The 26,041-nt window shown below is 57.9% G+C and carries 23 protein-coding genes and 1 pseudogene; 13 read left to right on the top strand and 11 right to left on the bottom strand.

Annotation, left to right across the window (positions count from 1 at the left end; translation table 11 throughout):
- Positions 1–249 precede the first annotated feature (249 nt).
- Positions 250–894, top strand: a complete 645-nt coding sequence (locus tag QTJ18_RS01040) for a LysE family translocator (protein ID WP_252755045.1) — start codon at positions 250–252, stop codon at positions 892–894.
- Between the two features lie 133 nt (positions 895–1,027).
- On the opposite strand, the gene QTJ18_RS01035 is transcribed toward QTJ18_RS01040, so the two are convergent.
- From QTJ18_RS01035 to QTJ18_RS01020, 4 genes are all read right to left on the bottom strand, one after another.
- The gene (locus tag QTJ18_RS01035; protein ID WP_252755046.1) at positions 1,028–1,783 is read right to left on the bottom strand and encodes an SDR family NAD(P)-dependent oxidoreductase; all 756 of its coding nucleotides are present in this window, start codon (positions 1,781–1,783) and stop codon (positions 1,028–1,030) included.
- A 96-nt stretch (positions 1,784–1,879) separates the two neighbouring features.
- Positions 1,880–3,241: a class-II fumarase/aspartase family protein gene (locus QTJ18_RS01030; protein ID WP_252755169.1), complete on the bottom strand. Its 1,362-nt coding sequence runs from the start codon at positions 3,239–3,241 to the stop codon at positions 1,880–1,882.
- A 77-nt stretch (positions 3,242–3,318) separates the two neighbouring features.
- A complete protein-coding gene (locus QTJ18_RS01025; protein WP_252755047.1) occupies positions 3,319–4,746 on the bottom strand; it encodes an NAD-dependent succinate-semialdehyde dehydrogenase in 1,428 nt (475 codons plus the stop codon).
- Positions 4,747–4,790: 44 nt separating this feature from the next.
- Positions 4,791–5,348: a type 1 glutamine amidotransferase domain-containing protein gene (locus QTJ18_RS01020; protein WP_252755048.1), complete on the bottom strand. Its 558-nt coding sequence runs from the start codon at positions 5,346–5,348 to the stop codon at positions 4,791–4,793.
- 187 nt (positions 5,349–5,535) lie between these two features.
- Between QTJ18_RS01020 and QTJ18_RS01015 the strand changes: the two genes are divergently transcribed.
- Positions 5,536–6,429: an AraC family transcriptional regulator gene (locus QTJ18_RS01015; RefSeq protein WP_252755049.1), complete on the top strand. Its 894-nt coding sequence runs from the start codon at positions 5,536–5,538 to the stop codon at positions 6,427–6,429.
- 33 nt (positions 6,430–6,462) lie between these two features.
- Here the strand turns inward: QTJ18_RS01015 and QTJ18_RS01010 are convergent, their stop codons facing one another.
- Complete coding sequence (locus QTJ18_RS01010) at positions 6,463–7,359, bottom strand: DMT family transporter (protein ID WP_252755050.1); 897 nt, start codon at positions 7,357–7,359, stop codon at positions 6,463–6,465.
- A 160-nt stretch (positions 7,360–7,519) separates the two neighbouring features.
- On the opposite strand from QTJ18_RS01010, the gene QTJ18_RS01005 reads away from it, so the two are divergent.
- The 3 genes from QTJ18_RS01005 (at position 7,520) to QTJ18_RS00995 (ending at position 11,086) form a co-directional block, all read left to right on the top strand.
- Entirely contained in the window at positions 7,520–8,407 is an 888-nt protein-coding gene (locus QTJ18_RS01005) for a LysR family transcriptional regulator (protein WP_252755051.1), read from the top strand.
- A 280-nt stretch (positions 8,408–8,687) separates the two neighbouring features.
- A complete protein-coding gene (locus QTJ18_RS01000; protein WP_252755052.1) occupies positions 8,688–9,833 on the top strand; it encodes an AraC family transcriptional regulator in 1,146 nt (381 codons plus the stop codon).
- A gap of 221 nt (positions 9,834–10,054) precedes the next feature.
- Positions 10,055–11,086 (top strand): aldo/keto reductase, encoded by a 1,032-nt coding sequence (locus tag QTJ18_RS00995; RefSeq protein WP_252755053.1) that lies wholly within the window; start codon positions 10,055–10,057, stop codon positions 11,084–11,086.
- 412 nt (positions 11,087–11,498) lie between these two features.
- On the opposite strand, the gene QTJ18_RS00990 is transcribed toward QTJ18_RS00995, so the two are convergent.
- Entirely contained in the window at positions 11,499–11,897 is a 399-nt protein-coding gene (locus tag QTJ18_RS00990; protein ID WP_252755054.1) for a RidA family protein, read from the bottom strand.
- Between the two features lie 154 nt (positions 11,898–12,051).
- Here QTJ18_RS00990 and QTJ18_RS00985 point away from each other — a divergent pair, with 154 nt between their 5' ends.
- From QTJ18_RS00985 to QTJ18_RS00965, 5 genes and pseudogenes are all read left to right on the top strand, one after another.
- Positions 12,052–12,657, top strand: coding sequence for a TetR/AcrR family transcriptional regulator (locus tag QTJ18_RS00985; RefSeq protein WP_252755055.1), 606 nt, complete (start codon positions 12,052–12,054; stop codon positions 12,655–12,657).
- Between the two features lie 179 nt (positions 12,658–12,836).
- Entirely contained in the window at positions 12,837–14,039 is a 1,203-nt protein-coding gene (locus QTJ18_RS00980) for an adenylate/guanylate cyclase domain-containing protein (protein ID WP_252755056.1), read from the top strand.
- Between the two features lie 656 nt (positions 14,040–14,695).
- Positions 14,696–15,655 carry an alpha/beta hydrolase family protein gene (locus QTJ18_RS00975; RefSeq protein ID WP_301557743.1) on the top strand — a complete coding sequence of 320 codons (960 nt, stop codon included), beginning with the start codon at positions 14,696–14,698 and terminating at the stop codon, positions 15,653–15,655.
- Between the two features lie 299 nt (positions 15,656–15,954).
- Positions 15,955–17,555 (top strand): annotated as a pseudogene (locus QTJ18_RS00970) (cation:proton antiporter).
- Positions 17,556–17,753: 198 nt separating this feature from the next.
- Positions 17,754–18,197: a MarR family transcriptional regulator gene (locus QTJ18_RS00965; protein ID WP_252755058.1), complete on the top strand. Its 444-nt coding sequence runs from the start codon at positions 17,754–17,756 to the stop codon at positions 18,195–18,197.
- Positions 18,198–18,205: 8 nt separating this feature from the next.
- Here QTJ18_RS00965 and QTJ18_RS00960 read toward each other — a convergent pair whose 3' ends face one another.
- Positions 18,206–18,616, bottom strand: a complete 411-nt coding sequence (locus QTJ18_RS00960; protein ID WP_252755059.1) for an ester cyclase — start codon at positions 18,614–18,616, stop codon at positions 18,206–18,208.
- Positions 18,617–18,768: 152 nt separating this feature from the next.
- Entirely contained in the window at positions 18,769–19,167 is a 399-nt protein-coding gene (locus QTJ18_RS00955) for a VOC family protein (RefSeq protein ID WP_252755060.1), read from the bottom strand.
- A gap of 87 nt (positions 19,168–19,254) precedes the next feature.
- Between QTJ18_RS00955 and QTJ18_RS00950 the strand changes: the two genes are divergently transcribed.
- On the top strand, positions 19,255–19,962 hold the full coding sequence (locus tag QTJ18_RS00950; RefSeq protein ID WP_252755061.1) for a helix-turn-helix transcriptional regulator: 708 nt from the start codon (positions 19,255–19,257) through the stop codon (positions 19,960–19,962).
- A gap of 129 nt (positions 19,963–20,091) precedes the next feature.
- Here the strand turns inward: QTJ18_RS00950 and QTJ18_RS00945 are convergent, their stop codons facing one another.
- Positions 20,092–20,841 carry an SDR family oxidoreductase gene (locus QTJ18_RS00945; RefSeq protein WP_252755062.1) on the bottom strand — a complete coding sequence of 250 codons (750 nt, stop codon included), beginning with the start codon at positions 20,839–20,841 and terminating at the stop codon, positions 20,092–20,094.
- Positions 20,842–20,936: 95 nt separating this feature from the next.
- Here QTJ18_RS00945 and QTJ18_RS00940 point away from each other — a divergent pair, with 95 nt between their 5' ends.
- Positions 20,937–21,836, top strand: coding sequence for an AraC family transcriptional regulator (locus tag QTJ18_RS00940; protein ID WP_252755063.1), 900 nt, complete (start codon positions 20,937–20,939; stop codon positions 21,834–21,836).
- A 262-nt stretch (positions 21,837–22,098) separates the two neighbouring features.
- Here the strand turns inward: QTJ18_RS00940 and QTJ18_RS00935 are convergent, their stop codons facing one another.
- Both QTJ18_RS00935 and QTJ18_RS00930 read right to left on the bottom strand, forming a co-directional pair.
- Positions 22,099–22,410, bottom strand: a complete 312-nt coding sequence (locus QTJ18_RS00935) for a type II toxin-antitoxin system RelE/ParE family toxin (RefSeq protein WP_252755064.1) — start codon at positions 22,408–22,410, stop codon at positions 22,099–22,101.
- On the bottom strand, positions 22,407–22,658 hold the full coding sequence (locus tag QTJ18_RS00930) for an antitoxin (protein ID WP_252755065.1): 252 nt from the start codon (positions 22,656–22,658) through the stop codon (positions 22,407–22,409). Before QTJ18_RS00930 ends, QTJ18_RS00935 begins: the two co-directional genes overlap by 4 nt.
- 435 nt (positions 22,659–23,093) lie before the next feature.
- Between QTJ18_RS00930 and QTJ18_RS00925 the strand changes: the two genes are divergently transcribed.
- A complete protein-coding gene (locus QTJ18_RS00925) occupies positions 23,094–25,763 on the top strand; it encodes a bifunctional diguanylate cyclase/phosphodiesterase (protein ID WP_252755066.1) in 2,670 nt (889 codons plus the stop codon).
- Positions 25,764–26,041: the final 278 nt, after the last annotated feature.

Below are 26,041 nucleotides of genomic sequence, written 5' to 3'. Positions count from 1 at the left end.
GACCTACCAGTTCACGGCCAGCATCGAGAACGGCTTAAACATGCTGCACGATCGCTTGTTCCCGTTAGTTCACGCATTAGGTGCGGGTTATAAGTTGCTGGAGAGCTTATGCTGACAGCAAATGGGAATTGGGAAGGCAATTTCTACCGCGTGAACTTTCCTTGATCGGGGGCGTTCATCGAGTTTCGACGTCCAAGCCGTATTAAAAAAATCGATGCGAAATTGCCAGAAGCCGTGGAGGTGGTCGTAATGGCACCGGAAATCATGATCATTCTGACGACACTTGGCCTCTATGCCATGGCCGTAGTCAGTCCCGGCCCGAACTTCGCATTGATTTCGCGGCTTGCTTTGGCTGGCTCTCGACAAGCGGCTGTTGGTGCGACGATCGGACTGGCCCTTTCCGCAACATTCTATGCAATCCTGACGATTGCGGGACTTTCTGCGCTTCTGACCCGCATTGGTTGGCTTTCCGGCCTGGTTCAAATCGCTGGCGGATGTTATCTCGTTTATCTGGGATTTAAAACTTGGCTGGAGGCCAAGCCTAGGCAGTCGGGTGAACGGAGCTTCCCCACAAAGAATACCGCGGGGCGCGGCCTCCGGATGGGAATTATTGTCAATCTTTCCAACCCGAAGGTCGTAACCTTCTTTTTGAGTCTTTACGCCGTCACAATGCCCGCCGACGCGCAGCTCGGGACGAAACTTGCAGTACTGTTTGGCGGTTTCCTGCTCGAGATCGCGTGGTATGGGCTCGTTATCGTGCTTCTCTCTACCCCGCCGGCTCGTGCGGCATACGATCGCGCCGGCCACTGGATTGAAAGAGCGGTCGGTACCGCCCTCACTGTATTCGGTCTGAAACTGATTACAGAAAAGCTCTGGTCTCGCGGAACGGTCTAGCGCGAAGATGCTCTAACCGCGCGGAGCGGCCATCAGCCTATACACGAGTGGGTTGCGTGGTCCGGCCGGGATCCTCGACTCGTTCAATACACGGGGAAGCCGCTGTGTATAACAGCGACCTCACTAATTCTGGTCAGATAACCTGACCGCCGGAAACTTCGATGCGTTGTGCAGTGATCCAGCGGTTTTCAGGGCCGAGCAAACTTGCGACCATCGGCCCGACATCGTCGGGAACACCGACCCGACCCAAAGCAGTCATGGCCGCGAACTGCGCATTGAGGTCCGGCATGTCGCGCACCGCGCCGCCGAGGAAGTCGGTCTCGATAGCGCCGGGCGCTACCGTGTTGGCGGTAATGCCACGAGCCGCCAGTTCTTTGGCCATGTAGAGGGTCAGGATTTCCACCGCGCCCTTCGCGGCGGAGTAAGCCGAGAAGCCGGCGGCCGAGACGCGCGTCAGGCCCGATGAAAAATTGACGATGCGTCCGCCGTCGGCAAGCAGTGGCAGGAGCGTCTGCGTGAGGAAGAAAACGCCCTTCACATGGGTGTTGAAGAGTGCATCAAACTGCGCTTCGGTTGTCTCAGCGAAGCTTGCCATTTCGCCCTGGCCCGCGTTGTTGACCAGATGGTCGAACGTATCGCGGTTCCACGTGGCAGTCAGAGCCTGCTTTACAGTGCCGGAAAATTTCTGAAACGAAGAAACATCCGTCACGTCAAGCTGCAGGGCGATCGCCTTCCGACCGAGAGCTTCGATCTCGGCCACAACGGCGTCCGCCTGTTCGGCGCCATTTCGATAGGTCAGGATGACATCGCCGCCGTGACGGGCAATGCTGATTGCGGTGTTACGGCCGAGACCGCGGCTGCCGCCGGTGACGATGGAAACGGTGTTCATATCTGATCTCCTGTGATCTGGTGGACCCGGTTGGTGACAAGGCTGTTATGTCAGAGGTCGCAAACACGCTGTTGCTGGATCCTCTTCGAGACTTGCCTAATTCTCCAAACTCCGGGATTTGATCTTGAGTATCTGATCGACCATCCGCGCTGCGGAGCCAAGATAGTTGGCGGGATCGGTGAGCGATCGGAGACGCTCGCGTCCAAGCGGAACCACCACATCCTGTGCCTCCACCAGCACATCAAAGAGCGGCCTGTCCGTTTCCAGAGCATGGCGGCAGGCGGCGTAAACAAGGTCATGGGCTGTCTGGCGGCCGGTCAAAGGCGCGAGTGCCATCATGACCGCTTCGGCAACGATCAACCCCTTCGATAGTCCGAGGTTCGCCAGCATCCTGTCCGGATAGACCACGAGCCCTGAGAGCATGAAGCTGGCCTGGACGAGCGCACCGGAGGTCAGCGCAAAGCTCTCCGGGATCGCCGCCCATTCGACGTGCCATGCGCCTGTGGCGCGCTCAAAGTCATGCACCATAGCGTCGAGCATTAGCCCGGCATGCTGTCTGACCATCTTGGCAGCAGCAATGATCAACTCACAGGAGATTGGATTTCGCTTCTGCGGCATGGTGCTGGAGGCGCCGCGATGACGCGTATAGGGCTCCGATACCTCACCCAGTTCCGTAGTCATCATAACAGAGATATCGAAGGCAATCTTGGCAAGGCTGCCGCAGACAAGCGCCAAGACCTGTACGACCTCGGCCATCCCGTCGCGCGCCGAATGCCAGGTGATGGTTGGCGTTGCGAGACCAAGGATGTGCGCCAGCTCCGCCTGAACCGCAAGCCCCTCGTCGCCGAGCGAGGCCAGCGTTCCCGAAGCACCGGAGAACTGAACGACGAGAACGCGCGGGTTTAACTGCTCCAGACGTTCATGATGTCGCTCGAGCGCGCTGAGCCAAACGGCTGCCTTGTAGCCGAATGTGATCGGCAGTGCATGTTGCAAATGGGTACGTCCGGCCATCGGCGTGTCGCGATGCTCGGCGGCGAGGCGGCGCAAAGCTTCGATGGTGTCCACCAGCCGCTGCTCGATCAAGATAAGCGCTGCACGGATCTGCAGGACGGTGGCCGTGTCCATGATATCCTGGGTCGTCGCACCCCAGTGGAGGTAGCGCCCGGCCTCGCCGCAGGCGTCGGCGAGTTGCTCTACGATCGGCAAAATCGGATAGCCGACGAGCTCAGTCTCCCGCGTGAGGCGGGACTGGTCGAAGCGGATCGTCCGAGCGGCAACGGCGATAGCCTCTGCCGCAGTTTCCGGGACGATGTCGAGACGGGCCTGCGCCTTTGCAAGGGCAACTTCGGTTTCGACGCAGCGGCTCACGAAGGCGTCGCTTTCGAACACCGTACCCATGTCGGCATCGACAAAACTGCCGCCGAACAGGGGTGAGTCGATGAGGGAAAGACTGCTCATGGCTGGTCTCCTTTCGGTGCCATGCGGAAAAGGGCAGGAGGCGGCGCGCAACCATTCCGTCTTCCCGATGGACCTCGCTAGATAAGGTTGACGTGCTTGGTGATGGTGTAGGGCTCAAGTATCTCGATGCCACCTTCCGTGCCGATGCCGCTGTCTTTCCAGCCTCCGAGCGGGGCCTCAGGCAGGTGTGTAAGACTGCTGTTGACCGACACCGCGCCATATTGGAGCGCATCGACGAGACGGCGCTGACGCCTGCCGTCATGGGTGAACACGTAGGCAGACAGGCCAAATTCCAGGCCGTTCGCAGCTCGCAGCATTGCCTCCTCGTCCCTGAACGGCAGGATTGGGGCAACCGGTCCAAAGGGCTCCTCATGAAGGAGGCCTGCATCGTCGGAGACGTCCGTCAGAACCGTGGGTGCATAGAAGTAGCCGTGATTGCCGAGACGATTGCCGCCGGCAAGAACCCGCGCACCCCGGTCCCGCGCGTCGTCAACCAGGCGGGCGATTGCCTGGACCCGGCGCTCATTGGCAAGGGGACCGACCTCGGTGGCGGGATCCATACCGTCTCCCACCTTCAGATTTGCCGCGATCTCCGCAAAGCGGGCCGCAAACCTTTCGGCAATGCTTTCCTCGACAAAAAAGCGAGACGGGCAGAGGCAGATCTGGCCGGCATTGGTGAACTTGGCGCGGACCAGCAGTTCCGCCGTTGCCTCCGGATCTACGTCGCTGCAGACAACAGCAGGGGCATGGCCACCGAGCTCCATCGTCACCGGCTTCATATGCAGGCCCGCCGCTGCGGCCAGGCGTTTGCCGATGGGGATCGAGCCTGTGAACGTAATCTTCGAGATCACCGGCGAACCGATCAGTTGCATCGACACCTGGTTGGCGTCGCCGAAAACGACGGCGAGAGCTGCGGGGTGGACCCCCGCTTCCACCAGAGCCTCGGCCAGGGCTAGCACGCAGCCCGGCGTTTCCTGGGAGGGTTTGCAGATGATGGCGCATCCGGCAGCCAGCGCGCCTGCAAACTTCTTCGCAGCAAGTGCCATGGGAAAATTCCAGGGCGTGAGCGCTGCGACAACCCCGATCGGATGTGGCTGGACCTCGATGCGCTGGCCCGCCTGTCGGCCCGGTATAATACGGCCGGCGATCCGGCGGGCCTGTTCTCCGCCCCATTCGATAAAGTCCGCGGCACGATGAACCTCGTCACGTGCCTGAGCAAGGATCTTGCCTTGCTCCAGCGTCAGCATCGCGGCAATGCGGTCGATGTCGCGCCGGATGATCCCGGCAGCCTCTTTCAGGATACGTCCGCGCTCCCAAGCCGGCACTGCCTGCCAGGATTGGAGCCCGCGCCGCGCGGTCTCAATGGCCTCGTCAATATCGGCCGGCGACCCGTAGGCCACCTTGCCGATGCTCTCACCCGTCGCCGGATTGATGACATCAACCGCGACACCATCCGAACCTTCGCGGCCCTTGCCGTTGATCAGAAGCTGGAATTTGCTGCTCATGGCGATCTCCTATAGCTATCGGCCGAGATAATGTGTCCTTGCGCTCACTTCTGAAGGGCCGCGACGATCGCCCGGTTGAAGGCCGGGATATCGGACGGCATGCGGCTGGTAATGATGTTGCCATCCACCACGACCTCTTCGTCGACAACGGTAGCGCCCGCATTCTTGAGGTCGGTCCGGATCGAGTACCAGGCCGTGGCTCGGCGACCGCGCAAGACGTCGGCTTCGACCAGCAGCCAGGGGCCATGACAGATGGATGCGACAGGCTTGCCTGCGGCGACGAAGTCCCTGACCAAGGCGATGGCTTTCGGATCGAGCCGCAGCTTGTCGGGATTGACAACACCGCCCGGCAGGACCAGCGCGTCGAACTGATCGGCTTCAACATCGGTGATCAGCCGGTCAGGCATGATCGTCTCCTCGGAAGGATCGGAATTGCCTGTTTCCACATTGTAGATGCAGCCACGGATCTGTTCATGCCGTGGCGATGCGAGCGTGACCTGGGCGCCGGTATCGAGCAGCGCCGAACGTGGGCTATAGAGTTCAGCATCCTCGAAGCCATCGGTGGCGAGGATCAGGATACGGCAGTTTGCAAGATTGTTCATGACGGTCTCCTCGGTTGAACAGTGGATGCCACGTCGGCTCCAACTGACTGACCGTTTATCCCTCGTCCTGCCGGCCGCGTGTTGCCGGAAACTCCTGCTTTCTTGCCTAATCGGCCAAGCCATCTTGCCTGGAAGCCCGGTTCGCGCTTTATTGCACTCATCGATCCTGAGCATCGGATGATACATTGTGAACAGCACCCTCCTTGAATGCGTCCGCCGTTATGCGGATGCCAATGCCGACAGGTACGGCGTCGCGCAGACACCGATTCCGGGCCTGTTTGCGATGCGCGCGACGTCTCCGAGCGAAATGCACTACGCGATTTCGAAGCCGCTTGTGGCGTTGGTCCTGCAGGGAGCCAAGCGCGTGACAATGGGCAGCAGGACCTTCGATTTCGGCGCGGGCGACTCCCTTCTGATTGCAGCCGATGTACCGAACGTCAGCCAGATCACGCGCGCCAATGCCGCGGTACCCTATTATTCCCTGGTCCTCGACATCGATCCGGCGGTCACGCAGTCGCTTGTTCTGGAGATCGGCGTTGCACAGACGGAGGCGGCTGTTCCCATTCGTGTCGACCAGACCGAAGCGGAAGTGGCTGACACAGCGCTCCGGCTTATGCGTCTCCTTGATCGCCCCGATTCGATCCCTATTCTTCAGGCCCAGTTGGTGCGGGAAATGCACTATTGGTTGCTCAGCGGCCGTCATGGAGTGGGCATCCGTGCACTTGGTTTCGCCGACAGCCATGCCAACCGGATCGCACGGGCCGTGGCCGTCATCAGAGCCGAATATGCCGAGACGCTCCCGGTGGAGCATCTGGCTGAAGCTGCCGGTATGAGCATTTCGTCATTCCACCAGCACTTCCGCGCGGTGACCTCGCTCTCGCCCTTGCAATTTCAAAAGCAGCTTCGCCTCATCGAGGCCCGGCGAATGATGATCTCCGAGGGTGCCGCGATCAGCAATGCGGCCTATGCGGTCGGCTATGAAAGCATTCCCCAGTTCACACGCGAATACGGCCGATTGTTCGGCTCGCCTCCGGCCAGGGATGTACGCGAGAGTGCTGGGAAAACCCAGATCGCCGCTTGACCGGATGACACGTCACACATCGAGGCGAGCAGCCTATCCCCGGGATGTCACCCAGACACCCACCAAGGTAACCGCCAAGCCGGCACACATCGCAACGGTCAAAGGCTCCGAAAACAACATCCATGCCCAAAGCATCGTCACGGGTGGGCTGAGGTATATGGCTGCACTGACTTTGGCAGCAGGAAACAGCCGCAGACTGGCATAGTAGACCGTATAGGCGAGGAACGTGGCGAACAGGACCAGCCAGACCATCCCGATTGCAAAGTCACGAGTCATGGGTGGGGCAAGACTGCCCTGCGTCCATGCGCAGAGGCCGAAGAGAACCGAACCCATCAGCGTCTGGATGCAAAGGCTTTGGTGAACGGGCATATGCCGCATTGTGCGCCTCTTGTGCAGGACCGAGGCGACGGCGAACACCAGCATCGAACCGACCGTCAAGCCATAAGCCCAGACCGGAGCTGTGCCGAGGCTGAGGCTGTCAAAGGACACGATCAACACCCCAACCACGGCAATCGCGGTGCCCACCCACTGCTGCTTCGTTAGCCGTTCACCGAGGAAAGGTTGCGAAAGCGCCGCGATGGCCAGCGGAAGTAGGTCGGAGATCAGCGCGACGAGCCCGGTGGGCACCCTTTGCTCGATGGCGAGCGCGAAGCCTCCCAGATAGAGGAAGACCGCCATGATGCCGAACAGCGCCTGATCCCGGATTGCGCGCATCGAAATCCTTGGCCCGATGGCCAAGGCGAATGGCAGAAGGATCAGACCTGACAGCAAAGTCCGCCAGAACAGGAGGAGCATGACGCTCGCCTCCTGGTTGGCATACCGAATACCGACGAAGCCCGAACTCCATCCGATAATCAGGAGTGTGGCGAGCAATGGCCATAACAGCGGATGGCGGCGGGTTGAGGCGCAGGCAGGCGAGGTGTGGGTCATCGTGGCGCTCTATCGTGGGGGAATACGATCTAGCGGTATGGGGAAAACGCAGAAACCGCACATGACAAATATCGATAGACACATGAAATTCTTAAGGCTTATGTCATGCTTGTTCAGTTCGTGATAGTTTTCGTTTCAGGACAAACTGACGGATATGGCCATGAACCAACTGAATAGTCGTCGCCTCGAAATCGATGCTTTGCGGGCGCTGTCCGCGATCCGCCACCATGGCGGCATTACCAGAGCAGCCGCTGCACTTGGTCTCTCCCAGTCCGCGGTCAGCCACAAAATCAAGCGGCTGGAAATCAGCCTCGACTGCGAGTTGCTCGGGCGAAAATCGGGAGGACCAATGTTCACGGCTGCGGGCGAAGACCTGCTGGACTACGCTGGCCGCATTCTGGGGCTGCATGACGAGGCTTTGTTAAGCTTGTCCAAGACGCCGCTTGCCGGGAGACTTCTGCTTGGGCTGACGGAAGACACGGCATGCACCGATCTGGCTCGCATCCTTGGCCGTTTCAAGCGTCTTCATCCGAATGTTGCGGTCCGTACCAAGGTTCGCATGAGCTTGGTGCTGCGCGGCATGCTCAAGCGCGGCGAGCTTGATGCCGCAATCGTCCAAATCTTTCATCACGAGGTCCGACCAAACGATGTGGTGCTCTACAGAGAGGACCTTCACTGGGTGAAGCATCCCGAACTGATGATACGACAGGGTGAACCGATCCCGTTCTTGTCGTTTGATGACGAATGCTTTTACCGGCAATGGGCGCTGGACATCGGCCAGGAAAATGCAGTTCTCGAGACCGTCTTTGAGTGTTCAAGCGCCGCTGGGATTGTGTCCGCCGTCAACGCCACAATGGGTGTGGCATTGCTGAGCGACCGCCACATCCGAGGGGAGATGCAGATAATGACCGATCGTTTGCCTGCTCCGCCATCCTTGGCTTACGTGATCCGGCGGGCACGTAAGGTAAGAAATCCGGCTCTCGATAGCCTGGTCGTGGAAATTAGGAGGGAAATCGGGCGTCAGGGTGGCTTGGCACTGACTGCCTGATAGGTCGAACGCTCTTGAACAGATACGAACCTGCGACCTTCTATTTGAGAAGGGGCCGTCTCGTCGCGGTGCACGATGACCAGCGGAGCACGGAAGCGGACTCCGGGCCGGAACAGGACGTGCCGTTTCAAAGATCAACTCGGAGCGGTGAGTTGATCGGTAAGCCCACCTAACGGGCGAAGATCTATGTCTGTGCACCGACTGGGCCGTTGGCGTGGATCGCAATTTTGATGGCGCGTTGCGCCATTTCGATTGCGTCTCATTGAACTTATGATGACGAGTGGTTCTTCTGATTGGGAGATATCCATTTGGTCAGTTCAAGGTTCGTGCACTTTCGCTCCTTAAACTCCAAGAAACGCGAGCCAAAGAGAACAAGTTCAATACCGAGGTGGAGATAGTCGCCATGAATGGGATGCCAGCTGACCGATGCAAGATGCCGCAGGCATTCTGGCGCGCTTTTGCAGAAGCTGGGGTGAAGCCCGCCGCCATCTTGCGGCATGCACGCCTCCCGGCGACGCTCCATTTGAACCCGCACGTACTATTGTCCACCGCACAGATCTTTGCTGTATACAGAGCGGTGGAAGAACTCGCCGATGACCCTGGCTTCGCAATCAAGCTTGTCAATGCATTCGATAGGTCCGGTCATCAGCCGGCGTTTTTGGCTGCGTGCTACGCAGCGGACTATCGCGACGCTTTGGGTCGTATCGACCGCTTTAAGCGACTCAGCACCTGCGAGAAGTTTCTCATCACCGAAAAGGGTGGCGAATTCTCTATAACGAAAGAATGGCCTTATTCGATGCAATCGGAGCCGGCTTTGTCGATCGACCTCTCATTCGCGTTCATTGTGGAACTGGGGCGTAAGGGGACCGGCCAGCATATCACGCCCGTGCGGATTGATCTCGCCCGCGCGGGCTCCCGTAGCCTCGAGCACGAAACGTTCTTCGGATGTCCGATACGCTACGACGCGCCGCGCAACCTCCTCGTGATGAGGTCCAGTGACCTTGATCGACCGTTCCCCGGCCATAACTCCGAGTTCCTGGAGCTTCTGACGCCGGCACTTGCAGCCGCCCGGAGTGACCTTGAAGCTGAAAGCACTATTTCAGAGCAGGTGAAGGTTGTTCTAAAGCGCAGTCTCGCGAGCGGTAGACCCGACGTTTCGAACGTCGCGCGAGACTTGGGCACGAGTGAACGTACTTTGCAGCGTCGTATCACGGAAGACGGCACGACTTTCCGGCAGCTGCTGGCTGAAGCGCGGCAGGAATTGGGAGAGAATCTCCTCGTGGATCAGACTATCAGCATCGATGAGGTGGCTATTCTGCTGGGCTACCAAGATACAAGCTCGTTTTATCGGGCATTTAAGGAATGGCAGGGCGTAACACCGCAGAACTGGCGAGCCCAAGCTGTAGAACGGGCGCCCTTGCACTGAGGCGTTCCAGATTCGATACATCAATTCGAGCTTTGATCGGAGGCCCCTGCCCCCCTTTTAAAGGATCTCAAAGACCTTCGCGAACATGCCAAGCCACGCTCACTGATGCGACGGGCAGTTTGGCGTCAACTGCAACTCCAGTGGCGTAGTTGGTGAATGCTTCTGCCGGTGCCACTGACTACTTTCGCTCCATCATGAACGTCTGCAGAAGGAGCTTAGTCATGCAGTATCGTAGTCTTGGAAAGACCGGCATCAAGGTATCCCCCTATTGCATCGGCGCAATGATGTTTGGTGCTGCAGGCAATCCCGATCACGACGATTGCATTCGCATCACGCACAAGGCGCTGGATGCCGGAATCAATTTCATTGACACCGCCGATGGTTACAGCCGCGGTGAATCCGAGGAGATTGTCGGAAAAGCCCTGAAAGGTCGGCGCGAGAACATCGTCCTCGCCACCAAAGCGCATATGCCGATGGGCGAAGATCCAAACCAGCGGGGCAACTCGCGCCGTTGGCTTGTACAGGAAGTCGAGCATTCGCTTCGTCGTCTGCAAACCGACTACATCGATGTTTATCAGGTCCATCGCCCGTCGCCCGATACTGACATCGAAGAGACACTGTCGGCTCTCACAGATCTAATGCGCGCCGGCAAAGTCCGTGCCATTGGAACGTCGTCCTTCCCCGTTTCGGAGATTGTCGAGGCCCAGTGGGTTGCAGAGCGGCGCGCCTTAGCACGATTTCGCACAGAACAGCCGCCTTACTCCATCCTCAACCGCAGTATCGAGCGGGAAGTATTGCCGATCTGCGAGAAATACGGAATGGGCACCATGGTCTGGAGCCCTCTGGCTATGGGAATGCTGACGGGCCGTTATCGAAAGGGCCAGGCACAGCCTGACAGTGGCCGTGCGCGTCGTTTCCCCAAGCAGATGTCGGACGAGCGCAGGCTCGACGCGGTTGAGCAGCTTATTCCGGTAGCGGAGGAAGCCGGTCTGTCACTGACGCATATGTCCATGGCTTTCGTTCTGGCTCACCCTGGGGTCACCGCAGCCCTGATCGGTCCGCGTAAGATGGAGCACCTTGACGACCTTCTGAATGGCATGGAAGTTGGTCTGTCTGATGAAATCCTTGATCGGATAGATGAGATCTGCCCTCCAGGGACCGATGTAGGCCCACTCGATGCAGCGTATGACCCGCCGGCCATCGGAATCGCGCTTCTCCGCAGGCGTCCCGCGACCGATCGCCTCGCTGCCTAAGCGATTGTCGGGCACGCGATAGCGCGACACCATCCATCGTGTTTCGGCTTTGGCAATATCCGCGTCATCAGTCACCACGCCGGCCAACGCCGGCGTGGTGGTAGGCTTTGAATATTGGAGGAATGAGGCAGACGCTAATCCCCTGCCCGGCCGGTTCAGTGGATCTCCGAAAACCTGCCAGTTTTTGTCCAACCGTATTCGCGGCCGTCAACGGAAAGGCGTGAGCGTCCGTTGAACGAGTTCCAACCCTTTCCGAGCACTGTTCGATTGGCACGCGGTTTCCGATCCCAGAGATGGAAAAAAACAGTGAAATAACGAAGCTTCTTCGGACCGTTCGAATAAGGTCGTGCCATGCCGCTTCATTTTTGCCACACGAAGAAATCGCGTTATCCACTCTTCGACAGGCGGCGTATCAGTCTGGCAAGGGAATGCGGGCGATGACCTTAATTTCGAAATCGAACCCGGCGAGCCAGGTCACACCGACTGCTGTCCAATTGGGATATGGCGCGGAAGGGAAGACGCTGTTCTTGACTTCCATGATCGCTCCAAACTGCTGTTCCGGGTCGGTGTGAAATGTCGTCACGTCTATGATATCGTCCATGCCAGCGCCGGCAGCTTCCAGCACGGATTCGAGATTGGCGAAGGCACGTTCGACCTGGGCCTTAAAATCTGGCTCGGGAGTCCCGTCTTCGCGGCTGCCGACCTGGCCTGAGACGAACAGGAGGTCACCGGAACGGATAGCGGCAGAATAGCCATGCTGTTCGTAAAGGGCGTGGCGATTCGGTGGGAAAATAGGTTCGCGTGTTGTCATGATCTGAGCTTTCTCTGCGATTGGTAATTGCGCACTTGGGAGTGTGACTTCCAAGTCTCGGCCGAATTTGATATACGGCTCGTATGCAGAATGTTCGCATACACTGCGTATGTCAAGTCCAGATACGCTGCGTATCTGAATTATGGGGTCTCACGTGGCTGGAAAACGTCTCGAAAAAATGGAGGAGAACCGCGCAAAGCTCATCGCTGCTGCGCGCAAGGCCTTTGCGGAAAAAGGCTATGCGCAGGCATCGATGGACGAACTAACGGCTGATGCCGGCCTGACGCGTGGCGCGCTGTATCATAATTTCGGCGACAAGCGCGGTCTTCTGGCGGCGGTCGTCGATCAACTCGACGGAGAAATGGCGGCTCGTGCACGCGAGATCGGAGCCAAGAGGGCCGGCAAGAATGACGGTGATATCTGGCCGGCCCTGCTGGCCGAAGGTACCGCCTATATCGAAATGGCGCTCGATCCGGAAATCCAGCGGATCGTGCTGCTCGACGGTCCGGCTGTGCTTGGCGATCCGTCGCAATGGCCAAGCCAGAACAGCTGCCTTGCTGAGACGCGTAAGAGCGTTCGATTGCTGGTCGAGAGCGGGGTCATGAAACCCGTCGATATCGAGGCTGCCTCGCGGCTTCTCAATGGTGCGGCCCTCAATGCTGCTCTCTGGGTAGCGGCAAGCAACAATCCGGCCGAGGTGCTGCCGAAAGCAATCGAGGCATTCTCGCTGATGGCCTCCGGTTTGAAGGTGAAGCCGTGAAGATAGCAAGAACCTCCGCGGCGATCCGAAGGCTGAAAGCATTTTTAAGACTGGCAACGTTCCGCGCTAGCCTGCTGCGGCGTCACATGTATTCTGCGCTCACGTGATCAGAGCCACATGTGAAGAGGCAGTTGAGCTGCCAACGTGGCCCACCTTTCGTCTTTTGGATAATAGCTGTTATGAAACGCCAATCTGATCAGACCACCGAAATCACGCGCTGGATTCTGGCGGAAGGCACAACGAGCCAAGACCCGAAAACTTTTGTGGCGGAACTTGGTGCGCTCATGGCCGCCATAATGCCATTGCGAACGCTTGAGATCAGTTTCCCGTCGCTTCACCCGCTTCATCAAGTGGTGACAACAACCTGGCGTGCAGATGACGGCGTGCATGTGCAGACAACGGGGCATGGTGATGCGGAGGACCTCGAACTCAAGCAATCCGCGATCCAACAGTTACTTGAGGAAGGCAAAGCAGGTGGACGATGGGACCTGCGAGACGGCGAAACGATAGCGTTCCCGCACCTCGTGTCTTTAGCCCGCCAAGGGCATACCGATTATGTCCTTCGGATTGTGCAATTCTCCGAAGCGTCTGTGATTTCGGGAACCGCGATATCGATTGCCACCACGCATCCCGAAGGATTCAGGGCGGACAATATCTCTTCATTCGACGCGATATTGCCGGCTCTCGGCCTGGCCATCCACCGGATGGTCGTTTCACGAATGGTGTCAGACGTATTGAGGTTTTATGTCGGCCCGCGAACGGCCAATCGTGTTCTGGCAGGAGAAATCGAGCGCGGGAAAGGCCAAGCAATTTATGCGGCAATTCTGTTAGCTGACCTGAAAAACTTTACACAGCTCAGCGAGAAGTATGCGCCGGGTGAAATCGTGCAATGGCTAAACGAACACTTTGAAGCGATCGGTTCTGCGGTCGAAGCTGAGGGCGGGGAGATACTGAAGCTTATCGGAGATAGCCTTTTGGCGATATTCCCAGTTCTATCCGCTGAAGATTCCGCGATCGCCGCCTGCCGTGCTGCGCTTGCGGCCGCCCAGCATGCAGCCGCCGCAACCGATACACTGAACCTGTCGCGTCTGCCTGACGAAGCGCCCCGGATTGACGTTGATTTGGTGCTCCACCTTGGCGAGGTCTATTACGGCAATATTGGCGCCGCCCAGCGTCTCGACTTCACCGTGATCGGCCGTGTCGTCAACGAAGCGTCGCGCCTTGAGGCTCTTTGCGACCGGCTCGAACGGCAGCTTCTTCTCTCGGAGAGCTTTGCCAAGCAATGTGAAGCTCCGACGGAGCATCTCGGAAACTTCCAACTCAAAGGCGTGTCTCAACCACAAGCCGTCTACGGGCTCAGCGGAAACATCCGAGGACGCTGAGACCAAGCCGTCTAACAGTCAGATCTGCGACGGCCCTTTTGCGCGACTCCTCGCGCTTGCTGACCCTCACTGTCCCCAGCGCTGATTTGCGTTGATGCGCGGACGATTGAATTTGTGGCCTTTTGCCTCTGACCCACACGCGCTGGGGCGGCGCCCCCCAGCCAAACTTCCTGCAAAAAACAACTGGCCAAACCGCGTTCTCTCCGACGCCGGAAAGCCGTTGAGTTTTCGAACCTGCGTTGCTCATCACGTGGCGGACTGGCGTTTCGGTCCCAGCATCGACGCAAACTGCGATCTGTTTGGCGGCGTCTGCAACAATGATGGCGTAACATGCCAATGCCGGACGGGAGATCGGGGGGTAGGTTTATCAGGCGATGCAGGACGAAGGTCATCCACAAGTTCGAGACTAGCGCCATTTGCACCGCGTCAACCACTGGCAATTGCCCGAAGCCGATCGCAGCGGGCCCTTCTGACAGGAGAGACTCATGAACAGCGATATCGACACGGAGCAATGCAAAGAAAGCCTCGGCGACAGCCATCTCAAGCTTAGTCGGCGCGGCATCATGACCGCCTGCGCCACGCTAGCCGTCGCCGCGTTTGCCGACGGTCGTCTGAACTCGACCTTTGCAGAAGATAACAAAGAGGAGAAACATTCCATGAGCAATCCCATCAACGAAGCTGACTACATCCCGGTGAGCGCGCCGACACAATTCATGTCCGTCAGCCCGATCACCTTCACCGTGCCAGGCCGCCAAACCGAGCTGCAGATCAAGGTTTCGGCTCCGGTCACTGGACGTGAACTGCCGGTGATCCTGTTATCCCACGGCCACGGTCAGTCGACCTATCTGTCGTCCCTGCGAGGTTACAATCCGCTTGCCGAATTCTATGCCGCGCATGGCTTCGTCGTCATCCAGCCCACACACCAGGACTCAAAGGCGCTCGGTCTCGATCCAAACGGGCCCGAAGGTCCCCTGTTCTGGCTGTCACGTGCGCAGGATATGCATTTTATCCTCGATCACCTCGAAGAGATCTTCGCCGCCGTCCCAGGCCTTGCGGATCGCACCGACGCTGATCGGATCGCGGCTGTGGGCCATTCGATGGGTGGCCACACCGTAGGCATGCTGGCGGGCATGCGGGTCAAAGACCCGGTTGATGGAAAGGAATGGAGCCTGCCTGCTGCACGGGTCAAGGCAGGGGTTTTATTGGCCCCTCCAGGCAACGGAAGTGATCTGGCGCCGTTCGCGTCGGAACATTACAAAGTGCTGCGCAACACTGTCTACACAGAGATGACGGCTCCCGCACTTGTCGTCGCTGGCGATCTTGATCAGACCGAGCATTTCGCAATTCGGAAAGATTGGCGCTCGGACGCATATACCTTCAGCCCCGGACCAAAGACCCTTCTGACGATGTTCGGTGCAAAGCATGCGCTTGGCGGCGTGTCCGGCTATGACGTCGCGGAGTCCCAGGACCAGGACCCCGAAAGGCTTGGCCTTGTGCAGCGGCTCACCTGGGCCTATCTGCGCTCGGCTCTTTACCCGGGTGATACATCCTGGTCCGAGGCATCTGCAGCACTCGCCAGCAGAGCCAACCCTACGGCGTCAATCCAGACAAAGTAGAGCCCGACCGAGCTGATGCAGCTCAGGTCAAGGATCCAGCCTCCTCCGGACCTCGCATGGGCCGCAGTTTTTATGGCCTGCAGAGGTGCTCTGCACACAGCTGAAGCAGACCGAGCACATGAAGATGTGCTCGGTATTTGAGCGGTCCCGGGAGTGCAGTCCAAGCCTTCGAAATGGTCAGATGGCTGTCGCCGGACCTCATGTTCTACCGTTTCCGCCGGCATTTACTCGTTCCATGCGGCGCCGATGCCAAGGGGTTGCGATAATCCCGGCGACCAATTTACTTGCAGGAGGCCATGATGCATTCGGTTGAACTTTTCGAGCTTGTCGTTGGGATGTTTGTGGCGATTGTCGCGCTGCATTATCTGGCTCTCCGTCTGTCTCTCCCACCATCTGTCACCTTGCTTGCAGGAGGCGGTGCGCTGGCATTCATTCCGGGCCTGCCTGTGATTGAACTCGATCCGGAGCTCATGCTAGTCATTTTCCTGCCACCTCTCCTTGCCGACAGCGCATGGTTCACAGCGCTTGCTTCGTTCCGCCGACATTTCGCCGGAATTATCTCGCTTGCCGTTGGCGCAGTTCTGTTCACAACTGTTGTCGTTGCCGTCGTGACGAAATTGCTCGTGCCAAATCTCCCTTGGGCGGCCTGTGCAGCCCTTGGTGCTATTGTATCGCCGCCTGACGCAGTCTCAGCGCGTGCGGCCCTCCAGCATGTCAGGTTGCCGCGGCGGCTAGCCACTTTGCTCGAGGGCGAAAGCCTGCTCAACGACGCAACCGGCTTGGTCCTTGTACGCTTTGCAGTCGGGGCAGTTCTAACCGGTGTGTTTAGCATCCAAGGAGCCATAGTCAGCTTCTCATATCTGCTTGCAGGCGGGATCGCTGTCGGTGCTGCGATCGCTGTAGCATGGGTCTCACTGGTGCCGGGACTTCAAGACGATCGACTAAGATCGCCGCCTCAACTCTCGTGTGTTGGGTCGCCTATCTCGCGGGCGAACGGCTGCATGTTTCCGGTGTGATCGCGACTGTGACTGCAGGCTTGATTTGCGGTTGGTATCAGCACGTCATTTTCAAAGGCCCTACCCGGATCAGAGGGACTGCCTCTTGGCAGTCCCTCACTTTCTTACTTGAGGCGGCTGTGTTTATCCTCATCGGCTTCTCGTTGCGTGGCGTTCTTGAGCGTGCTGGAGGGCTAGCCACAATTGTTGATGAAATGGGGATTTTCGTTCTTGCGATCGTCGCGGCTGTCACGGTTGCCAGATTCACCTGGATCTTCGGTTCGGACCTCGTTCTAAAGCTGCTAAGGCGGGCGGGATTGGCCTCCGTGGAGCCCATGGGGCCGCGTGCAGCTCTCGTCTTGGGTTGGGCCGGTATGCGCGGGGTCGTGACACTTGCATTTGCGCTCACGTTGCCAGAGGAGATGCCAGGTCGGGATCTGATGCTGGTGACGGCATTCGCTGTCATCCTCGCTACAGTTCTAATACAGGGCACAACGCTCGGTCTGGTGATCCGATTGCTACGCCCGGGCGAGGATCAGAGAACACGGCCGCCGCTGGATCTTGTCGGTGCTGAGGCGTTTGTCGTCCAGGCGCAGTATGCCGGCGTGCAATCCCATGCCTACGCCGCCGACGGCACATTGTTGCATCCCCGGCTACTGGAAACCTATCGCCGACGTGCGACACTATCAGCGAGTTTCAAGGGGACGGACAGTGAACGCGATCGAGATATAGCAGCGCATTTCGACGTGATCCTTGCCGGCGTCGCTGCGGGCCGGTCCGCATTGATTAGACTACACCGCCTTGACCAGATCGACGACGAGACACTTCACGATCTTGAGCGTGATCTCGATCTCGAGGAGTTCAGCGCCATTTCTGCCAAAGGGTATGGCAGTGTGCCTCAGTAACAATGATCCAATCCAAATCCCTGGTACCTCGAAGTCGTGTCGGAATGCCCGTTAAGATGGGGCCCGGCAAAAACAACTGTGCTCGCCCCTGCTGCATGCGACAAACAAACAGAACGAGCTCCGAATGATTTTGGATTTTCGCCCGGCCCTGCTCTGTGGCAAGAGTGCAGGGAACTTCGACGCTGAAAGAGCGAACAAATGAAAGTCAAAGAGGCTGCGCTGGGACAGGAGGGAACGTCACCCGTCATTGCGGAGCGACTACGCTCCACCGTTGGACGGTTCGTTCGCAGCGTAAGGACGCAGGTGGATACGCCCACGACGTCACAGTCCGAAACGTTGCTAGTTCTCGAGCAAAACGGTCCGCTCAGTATCGCCGACATGGCCACACTCCGCAACGTCCGGCATCAGAGCATGCGCTTGGTGAGCGCCCAGCTTGAGGCAGAGGGCTTGGTCAGCAGGATGCCCAATCCCACTGACCGGCGCAGCCAACTGCTGTCGATTACAGAGAAAGGGCGGGAGAGGCTGTCCCAGTCCCGTGAAGCTCGGACATTGAAGATCGCGACCCTGATCGAAGAACGCCTCACCGATGAGGAGAGGCGCGTGCTGGAGGCGGCGATCCAGATCATTGATCGCCTGTGCTGACCGGACACTTATGGCTTTGAAAGCTCAGCCAGAACCGTTGGCAATGTGTTCAGCCCCCAATGTTCGGCATAGCGTCCCTCCTCAACCCTCACAATATCGATGACAGAAATGGACACCTCTCGTCCTGTCGCGGGAATACCAAGCAGTGAGCCTGTGTGCGTGCCCGTGATAGTCTTACGGGTCGTCACTTTGTCCCCCTCGGCGATCTGGTCATGAATATTGACGGTCAGCCCGGATAGTGCGGGACGCAGGATGTTCTGGAATGTGTTCCACATGCTTTCCGGACCATTAGGCGCTCCGTGTGGGGCTGCGTGATTGACGAAATCCGTCGCCATCAGTTCTCGGAAAGCAGCTTCGCTTCCCTCCTGGATAACCTCTATATTGAACCGGCGGACAACCGCCTTCGGCTCGACAGCCATGTCAAATCCTCATAAAACAGATATACAGTCTACCTGTATATATTTAACAGTGCCGTCGCATTCGTTCAAGGGCATGAAGGGCGAATGTTGTGCGCCCCACGCTGGCAAAAGCCTAGAGGGGGTATTGAGACATAAGGAAACCAGTCCCGACATCAGCGACCGGTAAAGCGTAACTTCGCTGCCTCCGTGACGGGTGTGTAGAGCGCGACGCGCGTGCCCTCCGGATCAGAAAATTGGACAGTGCGATTTCCCCACGGAAGATCCTTCGGTTCGTGCACCACTTCGATCTGGTCCTTCAGTCGCGCGAATTCCCGGTCAACATCCTCCACCATGAACTCGAGGATTGCCGTCCTGTTGACTCCTGGCTCTGCGCTTCCCGCCTTGAACAGCGCGACGGTCTCCGCACTGCCGATCGCCAAAGCTGCTCCAGGCGTAACGATTTCGGCGAAGACTGGAGCAAGCCAATCGGCGCGATAGCCTGTGACCAGCTCATAGAAGGCCACAAGGCTTTTGATGTCTTCCGCCACGAGACGGGTAGATGCGAATTTCATGATCGTTCTCCTCTAAAGGAAGTCGCTATCTACCGGATTTGTGACACAGTCCTGCTGCCAACGTTGTGGCAGCAGGAGTCAGCACGGATGCGAAAAGCGGAGCGTCTTTTTCAGATCATTCAAATCCTTCGGCGGTCGAGCCGCCCCGTCACCTCGGCTCGGATTGCGGCGGAACTTGAGGTGGCGCGACGGACGGTCTATCGCGATATCGCCCATCTGATCGGCCAACGCGTGCCGATCGATGGAGAAGCAGGATTAGGCTACGTGCTGGATCCACAATACGACATGCCGCCGCTTATGCTGACGGCGGAGGAGATCGAGGCGGTACTGCTTGGTGCGCAAATGGTGGCAAGGCTCGGCGATCCTGCCATTACGACCGCCGCCCGAGATGTCATCTCCAAAATCTCCTCCTCCGTTCCAGCGCATTTGCTTTCGCTAATCGCGGAGCCCACGGTCAGCCTGAAGCCTGACGGCATGACCGAAAAGGCTTTATGGGACAGTCGCCCCTTCAGGCGGGCTATCAGGGAAGGGAAAAAGATGCGGATTGAATATCGGGCTACTGATGGCAGTGAGAGCCATCGCGTCATCTGGCCGGTGCTTCTTGGCTATGCGGATACTCACTCTCTATTGATCGCATGGTGTGAATCGAAACACGCCTTTCGCCACTTTCGAACAGAACGCGTGCTGAAAGCCGAGGTCCTGGAGGATGCAGTTGAAGTTTCCACGAAGACTTTACGACTGCAATGGCAGAAGTGGCGGGAAGCCGAACTGGCTCGCCCTCTATCCAAGAGGTGAACACATGGGTAATCTGCAGAGGCGATGGTGCACTGGGCGTGGATTCAGGACTGCGTTGTTTGCGATGATTTCGCGGTAGCAGACGTAATCCTCAATCTCCGGATGACTTGCTGGCCTGACGCGAACAACTTACTCCGCCTCTACCATCAAGGCTTCAGCGTCGCGTCCGGCGGCGAGGCGAAATGGCGAGGATGGATCCGTCGCACATCGCCAGATCGCCGCAGCGACGTCCGAAGGATGTGTTAAAGGTTCTGACTGGTTGCGCATATGCGCAACCATACGCTCGATCATCGGCCCATAATCGGCGTTGTCGCGACCCCGCAGATGCGGAATGCCGTTGTCACCGAACCGGGTTTCCGGTGCGCTCCCAGGTATCACAAGATGAGCGCGCACGCCAAACTCCCGAGCCTCCACGGCCAGCGTCTCGGTTATGGAATTCACCGCCGCCTTGCTGGCCCGGTACACGCCAACCATCGGCTGCGACTTGAGTGTCGTCGACGACGAAACGTTGATAACAACACCGGACCGGCGTTCACGAAATGACGGGAGCACCGCTTGGATCATCGCGAGCGTGCCCAGCGTATTGGTCTCAAACATCGCACGCGCCACGTTGGGTTCGGTCAGTTCGATGGGCGACGGCACCCCGAAACCGGCATTGTTGACCAGAACGTCGATCGGACCAGCGTCAGCGACAGCACGGCCGACACTGGCCGGATCGGTGACGTCGAGTTGCAGCATGCGCAGCCTCTCGCACGCAGGGATTATCTTGGTGTCAAGCGTCCGCATGGTGGCCACTACATCCCACCCACGATCAAGAAACAGCTGTGATGTCTCCAGCCCGAAGCCAGAAGAGCAGCCCGTGATGAGGATTGCTGGCATTGAAAACCTCCGCTTGTCGATATAGACGCAACATAGCCGTGCCAGACAAGACGTGATATTGTTGATCGTATCAATATCTTTAGAGATAGTCCTGAATGGCAACCGATCCTCTCGCTGAAGTCGTGACACTGCTCCAGCCAGAAGCCCGCTTCTCCAAGCTCATTGAATGCGCCGGCTCCTGGAAATTCCACCGCAAGGGGACGGGAGATCCCTTTTATTGCGCGGTGCTGGAGGGTCAATGTCGTGTGACAGTGGACGGGGAACCACCTCTGATCTTGCAGGCGGGGGATTTTCTGCTGGTTCCAGCTATGCGCAACTTGACCAAGGAAAGTGTCGACTTGCCGCAGGACTATACGACAGGAGATCCGATCGAGATAAGCGCGGGCTTTTTTCGTGTCGGCTCGGAAGGCGACCCACCGAATCTCTCTATCCGCATTGGGCATTGTTCATTCGGTTCGCCGGATGTGGCTTTGCTCGTGCCGCTGCTTCCACAGGTCGTCCTTGCGCGCGGGGAGTCGCGGCTCACGACGCTGACGCAATTGGTGGACGAAGAGACTCGTGCGCGGCGTCCGGCACGCGAACTCGTGCTCGAAAGACTATTGGAAGTACTTCTGATCGAGGCATTGCGATGCGGTAGTGAGATGCAGGATGCGCCACCGGGGCTGGCTCGCGGTCTGGCAGATGAACGTGTTGCGGCCTCGCTACGCGCCTTCCACGCGCGCCCGGAGTCTCCCTGGACGATTGCTGGACTGGCCCTAGAAGCGTCTTTGTCACGCTCGGCCTTCTTCGCCCGCTTCAGTCGAACAGTGGGCATGCCGCCCATGGAATACCTTTCGGCATGGCGCATGGCTTTGGCCGGACGGCTGCTTCGCGGACAGGAGCTTTGTCTGGATGAAGTCGCTCAACGCGTGGGTTACAGTTCATCCAGTAGTTTCAGCGTTGCCTTTGCCCGATACGCGGGTATCTCTCCGTCTCGCTACGGTCGTACCTTCTGATCGAACGTTGGTTGCGAGCGTTTCAGTTGAGACGGCAGCAGCTTGCGCGAGCTCGGCGAGTCACGCGCCGGGTATGTCGCGAGCCTGCGCGTCGAAGACAATCCATGATACAGCGCCGCTGATGGAGTTTTCACCCACCTGGGGCCGGCGGCAGGGTGCGTGTATTCGCCTTGAAGGGATCCGAACCGACGACCCTTTTTGATCGCTCGACGACAAGGGCTTATCTAGCACGCGCGCAGGGGTTCCTCCCGTCGTGGAAACATCACTCGTTTAGACGGTCAGCCAAACGCCTCATAAGATCCATTCGTTCGTGAAGAATCGCTACGATGAGAGCGGGCGCATGTTCTCGAGGCAGACAGAAGATGTAGTGGTGCTGGCATCGCGCCATCCGCAGCGCCGGATAGAGTGCGCTCAGATCCTTGAAGGGAACTTTGCCCGCGGCAATGTTCTCCATTCCTCGCTCCAAAGCCGAGACGTAGTGACGTACCTGAGCGGCACTCCATTGTGCCCGTGTGTAACGGATTACCGAGCGAAGATCGGACTCTGCCTCTGCGGTCAGGATGTAAGCCGTCAAGCGCGACCTTCGCCAATCTCCTCGTCGAGGATCTCACCTACGGTTTTGGTCGACAGTTTTCCGGCGAGCCCCTCAGTGATGCGCGTATTCATCAACGTCTTTAACTCTTCCCAGGCCCGTTCTCCCTCGACGTCCCCGGGAAACAGGCGCTCAAGTGCGTACTGCTTGATTGTCTTGCCCTGCAGTGCGGCTAGCGCTTTGAGGCTTTTATGTTGTTTATCCGTTATGTCGATCGTCAAGCGGCTCATCTCAAGTACTCCCGAAGTGACGGACCCACATTAGCACATATGTGTTTCAGTTGCCACCATTGCAACGTTACCGTAAGACCTCGCTTGCGGTGTTCCGTCATGTCGAGCAATCGCCAATCGGCATCTATTTACCACTGCCAGCACCAACCCTAGGCGATTCAATTTGCGGGTACGTGCGTACAGTCGTGGGGTTAAATATCCGCAAGCTTGGTGGATCATCCAAGCCACTGAAGAGACAAATCTGGCGTAATGTTAAATTATGGAACTCTAATGCTAGATGAACGTAGAGGCGAAAGCGCTTCGAGCCCAGCTCAGCCCCATATCTTTGCTGTTATTCAACAAATATTAAATTCATTTTGTCAGCGTTCAGAGAAACACCAACCCTTTATCAGGAATCATATCTGTAGGGCAGATGCGCGTGGTACATGGAGCGCAATGAACACTCGGAACGCCCCACTTCGCTTTAAGCGGTTCGGATACTTTATTCCAGCTATCGCTGCGACAGTGGCAGTAGTGATCGCCGCTTTTCTCGCCGATGCGCAAAAGCGCCGACTTGAGGAAGAATACCGCCGCTCTTTCACCACCGAACAGCTCGGCCTTCTGCGCTCACGCTTGCAAGGCAATATTCTCGGCAACATCAAACTAGTCCAAGGGTTGGTCGCTACGATCGAAATTGAGCCGAACATGGCCCCTGCCCGCTTTGAGGATCTTGCAAGCCGCATCTTCGAAGATGACCACCAGCTTCGCAGTCTCGCCATCGCTTCGGATTTCGTCGTTAGCCGCGTCTATCCTCTGCACGGCAACGAGGCGAGCCTTGGGCTGGATTACCGCAAGAACGAACGCCAGCGCGCAGCAGCGATGCAGGTCAAGGCGCAAGACAGACTGATCGTTACCGGCCCGGTGGATCTTGTTCAGGGCGGTCGGGCAGTGATCGCGCGGTATCCTATCCATTCCGGCCCTGATGACAGTTTCTTCGGCATTGCCTCTGCGGTGATCGATCTCGACCAGCTCCTTGAAAGCAGCGGGTTTCAGTCAGATCTCGAGGTCGCTGTTTCGATTTCCAGCCGCCCACATGATGGCGGGGAGACGAAACCTGTCTTCAAAACCAACGCCGCTATCGACGTCGACCCGGTGGTTATGTCTATTGATATTGGACACGAAGCCTGGACCCTGTCAGCGTCACCGATACATGGCTGGGGCCAGCGATCTGATAATCTTAGCCTCTTCCGCGCCGGATTGGCGCTTCTTTCCACAATCATCGTCCTGCCCATGTTCTGGGCCGGGTACCTGATGCGGGACAGGCATCGGCACATCGTCATCCTTCAGGACCGAGAGGACAGGCTCGAAACGGTCTCACAGCGCCTGCAACTGGCTTTGGATGCCTCAAAGGTGGGCGTATGGGAATACGACTGCGAGACAAAGACGCTGTCCTGGGACGCGCGCATGCGCGAACTCTACAATGTCGCACCGGAGCAGACGATCTGCCGATATGAGGATTGGCGTGACGCACTCCACCCCCGCGATCTCGAGGGTGCTGAGCGGGTTTTTTCCAAGGCTCTCGAGGCGGAAGAACCATACATTACCGATTTCCGTGTATTGGGGCGCGATGGCCGCATTCGCTACATCCGCGCCCACGGGATGACTTATCGCACGTCAGCTGGTAACAAACGTATCGTTGGGGCCAATTGGGATGTTACTGAAGACGTGCAGCTTCAGGACGAGCTACTTCAATCCAAACTCACTGCCGAGGCTCAAAACAGGGAGCTTGAAGATGCCCGCTCGGTCGTAGAACACAATTCTTTGCACGACTCACTGACAAGCCTTCCAAACAGGCGCTACCTTGATCATCAGCTTGCACTTACCCGCTCAAGTGACGACCACCGGCCTTTGAGCCTGCTACACATCGACCTCGACCGCTTCAAGGATATCAACGACACTCTCGGACATGCGGCAGGGGACGAAGTGCTCAAGCACGTGGCTATGGTACTACGCACTGAGGTGCCCGCTGAGGACTTCATAGCTCGGATTGGCGGCGACGAATTCGTATTGCTGTCGCGTCGCGATCCAGCACTGGCCAATTTCCCTCTCCTGTCGTCTCAACTCATTGAGGCGATCTCCAGGCCGATAGCAATTGAGGGCCATGACTGCCGCATCGGCGCCAGCGTCGGCTTCGCAATACGTCATCGTAGCGACGAGACGCCTGAGCAGTTGCTCGTAAACGCCGATATCGCTCTATATGAAGCAAAGCGCCGCGGGCGCAACCGCGTCGAGGCGTTCAACGGCGAACTGCGTCTGCGCACGGTAGAAGTTAAACGGCTCAGTGACGAAATCCTTCGCGGGCTCGAACGCGGCGAGTTCATCCCCTTTTTCCAGCCCCAATTTGATGCCGAGACGTTGGAGATCGTCGGCGTGGAGGCTCTTGCCAGATGGGAGCATCCGACACGCGGCATCTTGACGCCGGATGTTTTCTTGCCTGTCGCAGAGAGCCTCAATGTCGTTGCCCGGCTCGATGAGGCGATCCTCCAGCAGGCTCTTTTCCAAGCCACGCGTTGGGAAGGCCAAGGACTGGACATGCCATGTGTGTCGGTGAACGTTTCCTGTCAGCGCTTGCGAGAGGAAAACCTTATCGACAAATTGAGGGCGATGAGAATCCGGCCAGGCGCGTTGACTTTCGAACTCCTGGAATCAATCTCATTCGATACGGCGGACGAAGGGCTGAAGCAGGCGATCGATAATATCAAAGCGCTCGGCATCGACATTGAACTCGACGACTTTGGCACCGGGCATGCCTCCATCATAAGCCTTCTCGAACTCTCGCCCAAACGGCTGAAAATTGACAGGCGTCTCGTGCGGCCGCTTCTGGAATCCCCAGCACAGCAGAGCCTGGTGCGCTCCATAATTGATATCGGCAAAGTCCAAGGTATCGAAACGGTCGCAGAGGGTGTCGAAACGTTGGCCCATGCGGAGTTGCTACGACGCTTAGGTTGCCATGTACTGCAAGGGTACGCTTTTGCCAAGCCGATGGCTGCAGAGGACTTTCTCGTCTTCGCCAAAGCACGCACATGGACGGCAGAGCGACAGCGCGAGCAAAGGGCGCGCACTTGAGGCACCTTTATGCGGATGGTGCCTTCTTTTCCCAGGCGATAGGTGCCCTCGCGAACCTCTGTAAAAACCTACCTCACGCTTGCGGGTTTGAGCGAAGGATCATCACAACTATGTAAGTTATCGATCGTATGGGATCCTCCCGAAGTACAGGGATATTTGGATACCTACTCTCTATTGATCGGATGGTGCAAGACGAAACGCGCCATTCGCCACTCTCTAACAGAGCGCGTGCTCAACGCCGAAGTTGTTGATGACGCCATTTCAGTTTAAAGAAAAAC

It is taken from the genome of Rhizobium sp. SSA_523 (assembly GCF_030435705.1).
Taxonomy (GTDB): domain Bacteria; phylum Pseudomonadota; class Alphaproteobacteria; order Rhizobiales; family Rhizobiaceae; genus Neorhizobium.
This window is presented reverse-complemented; position numbering and strand designations above follow the sequence as displayed.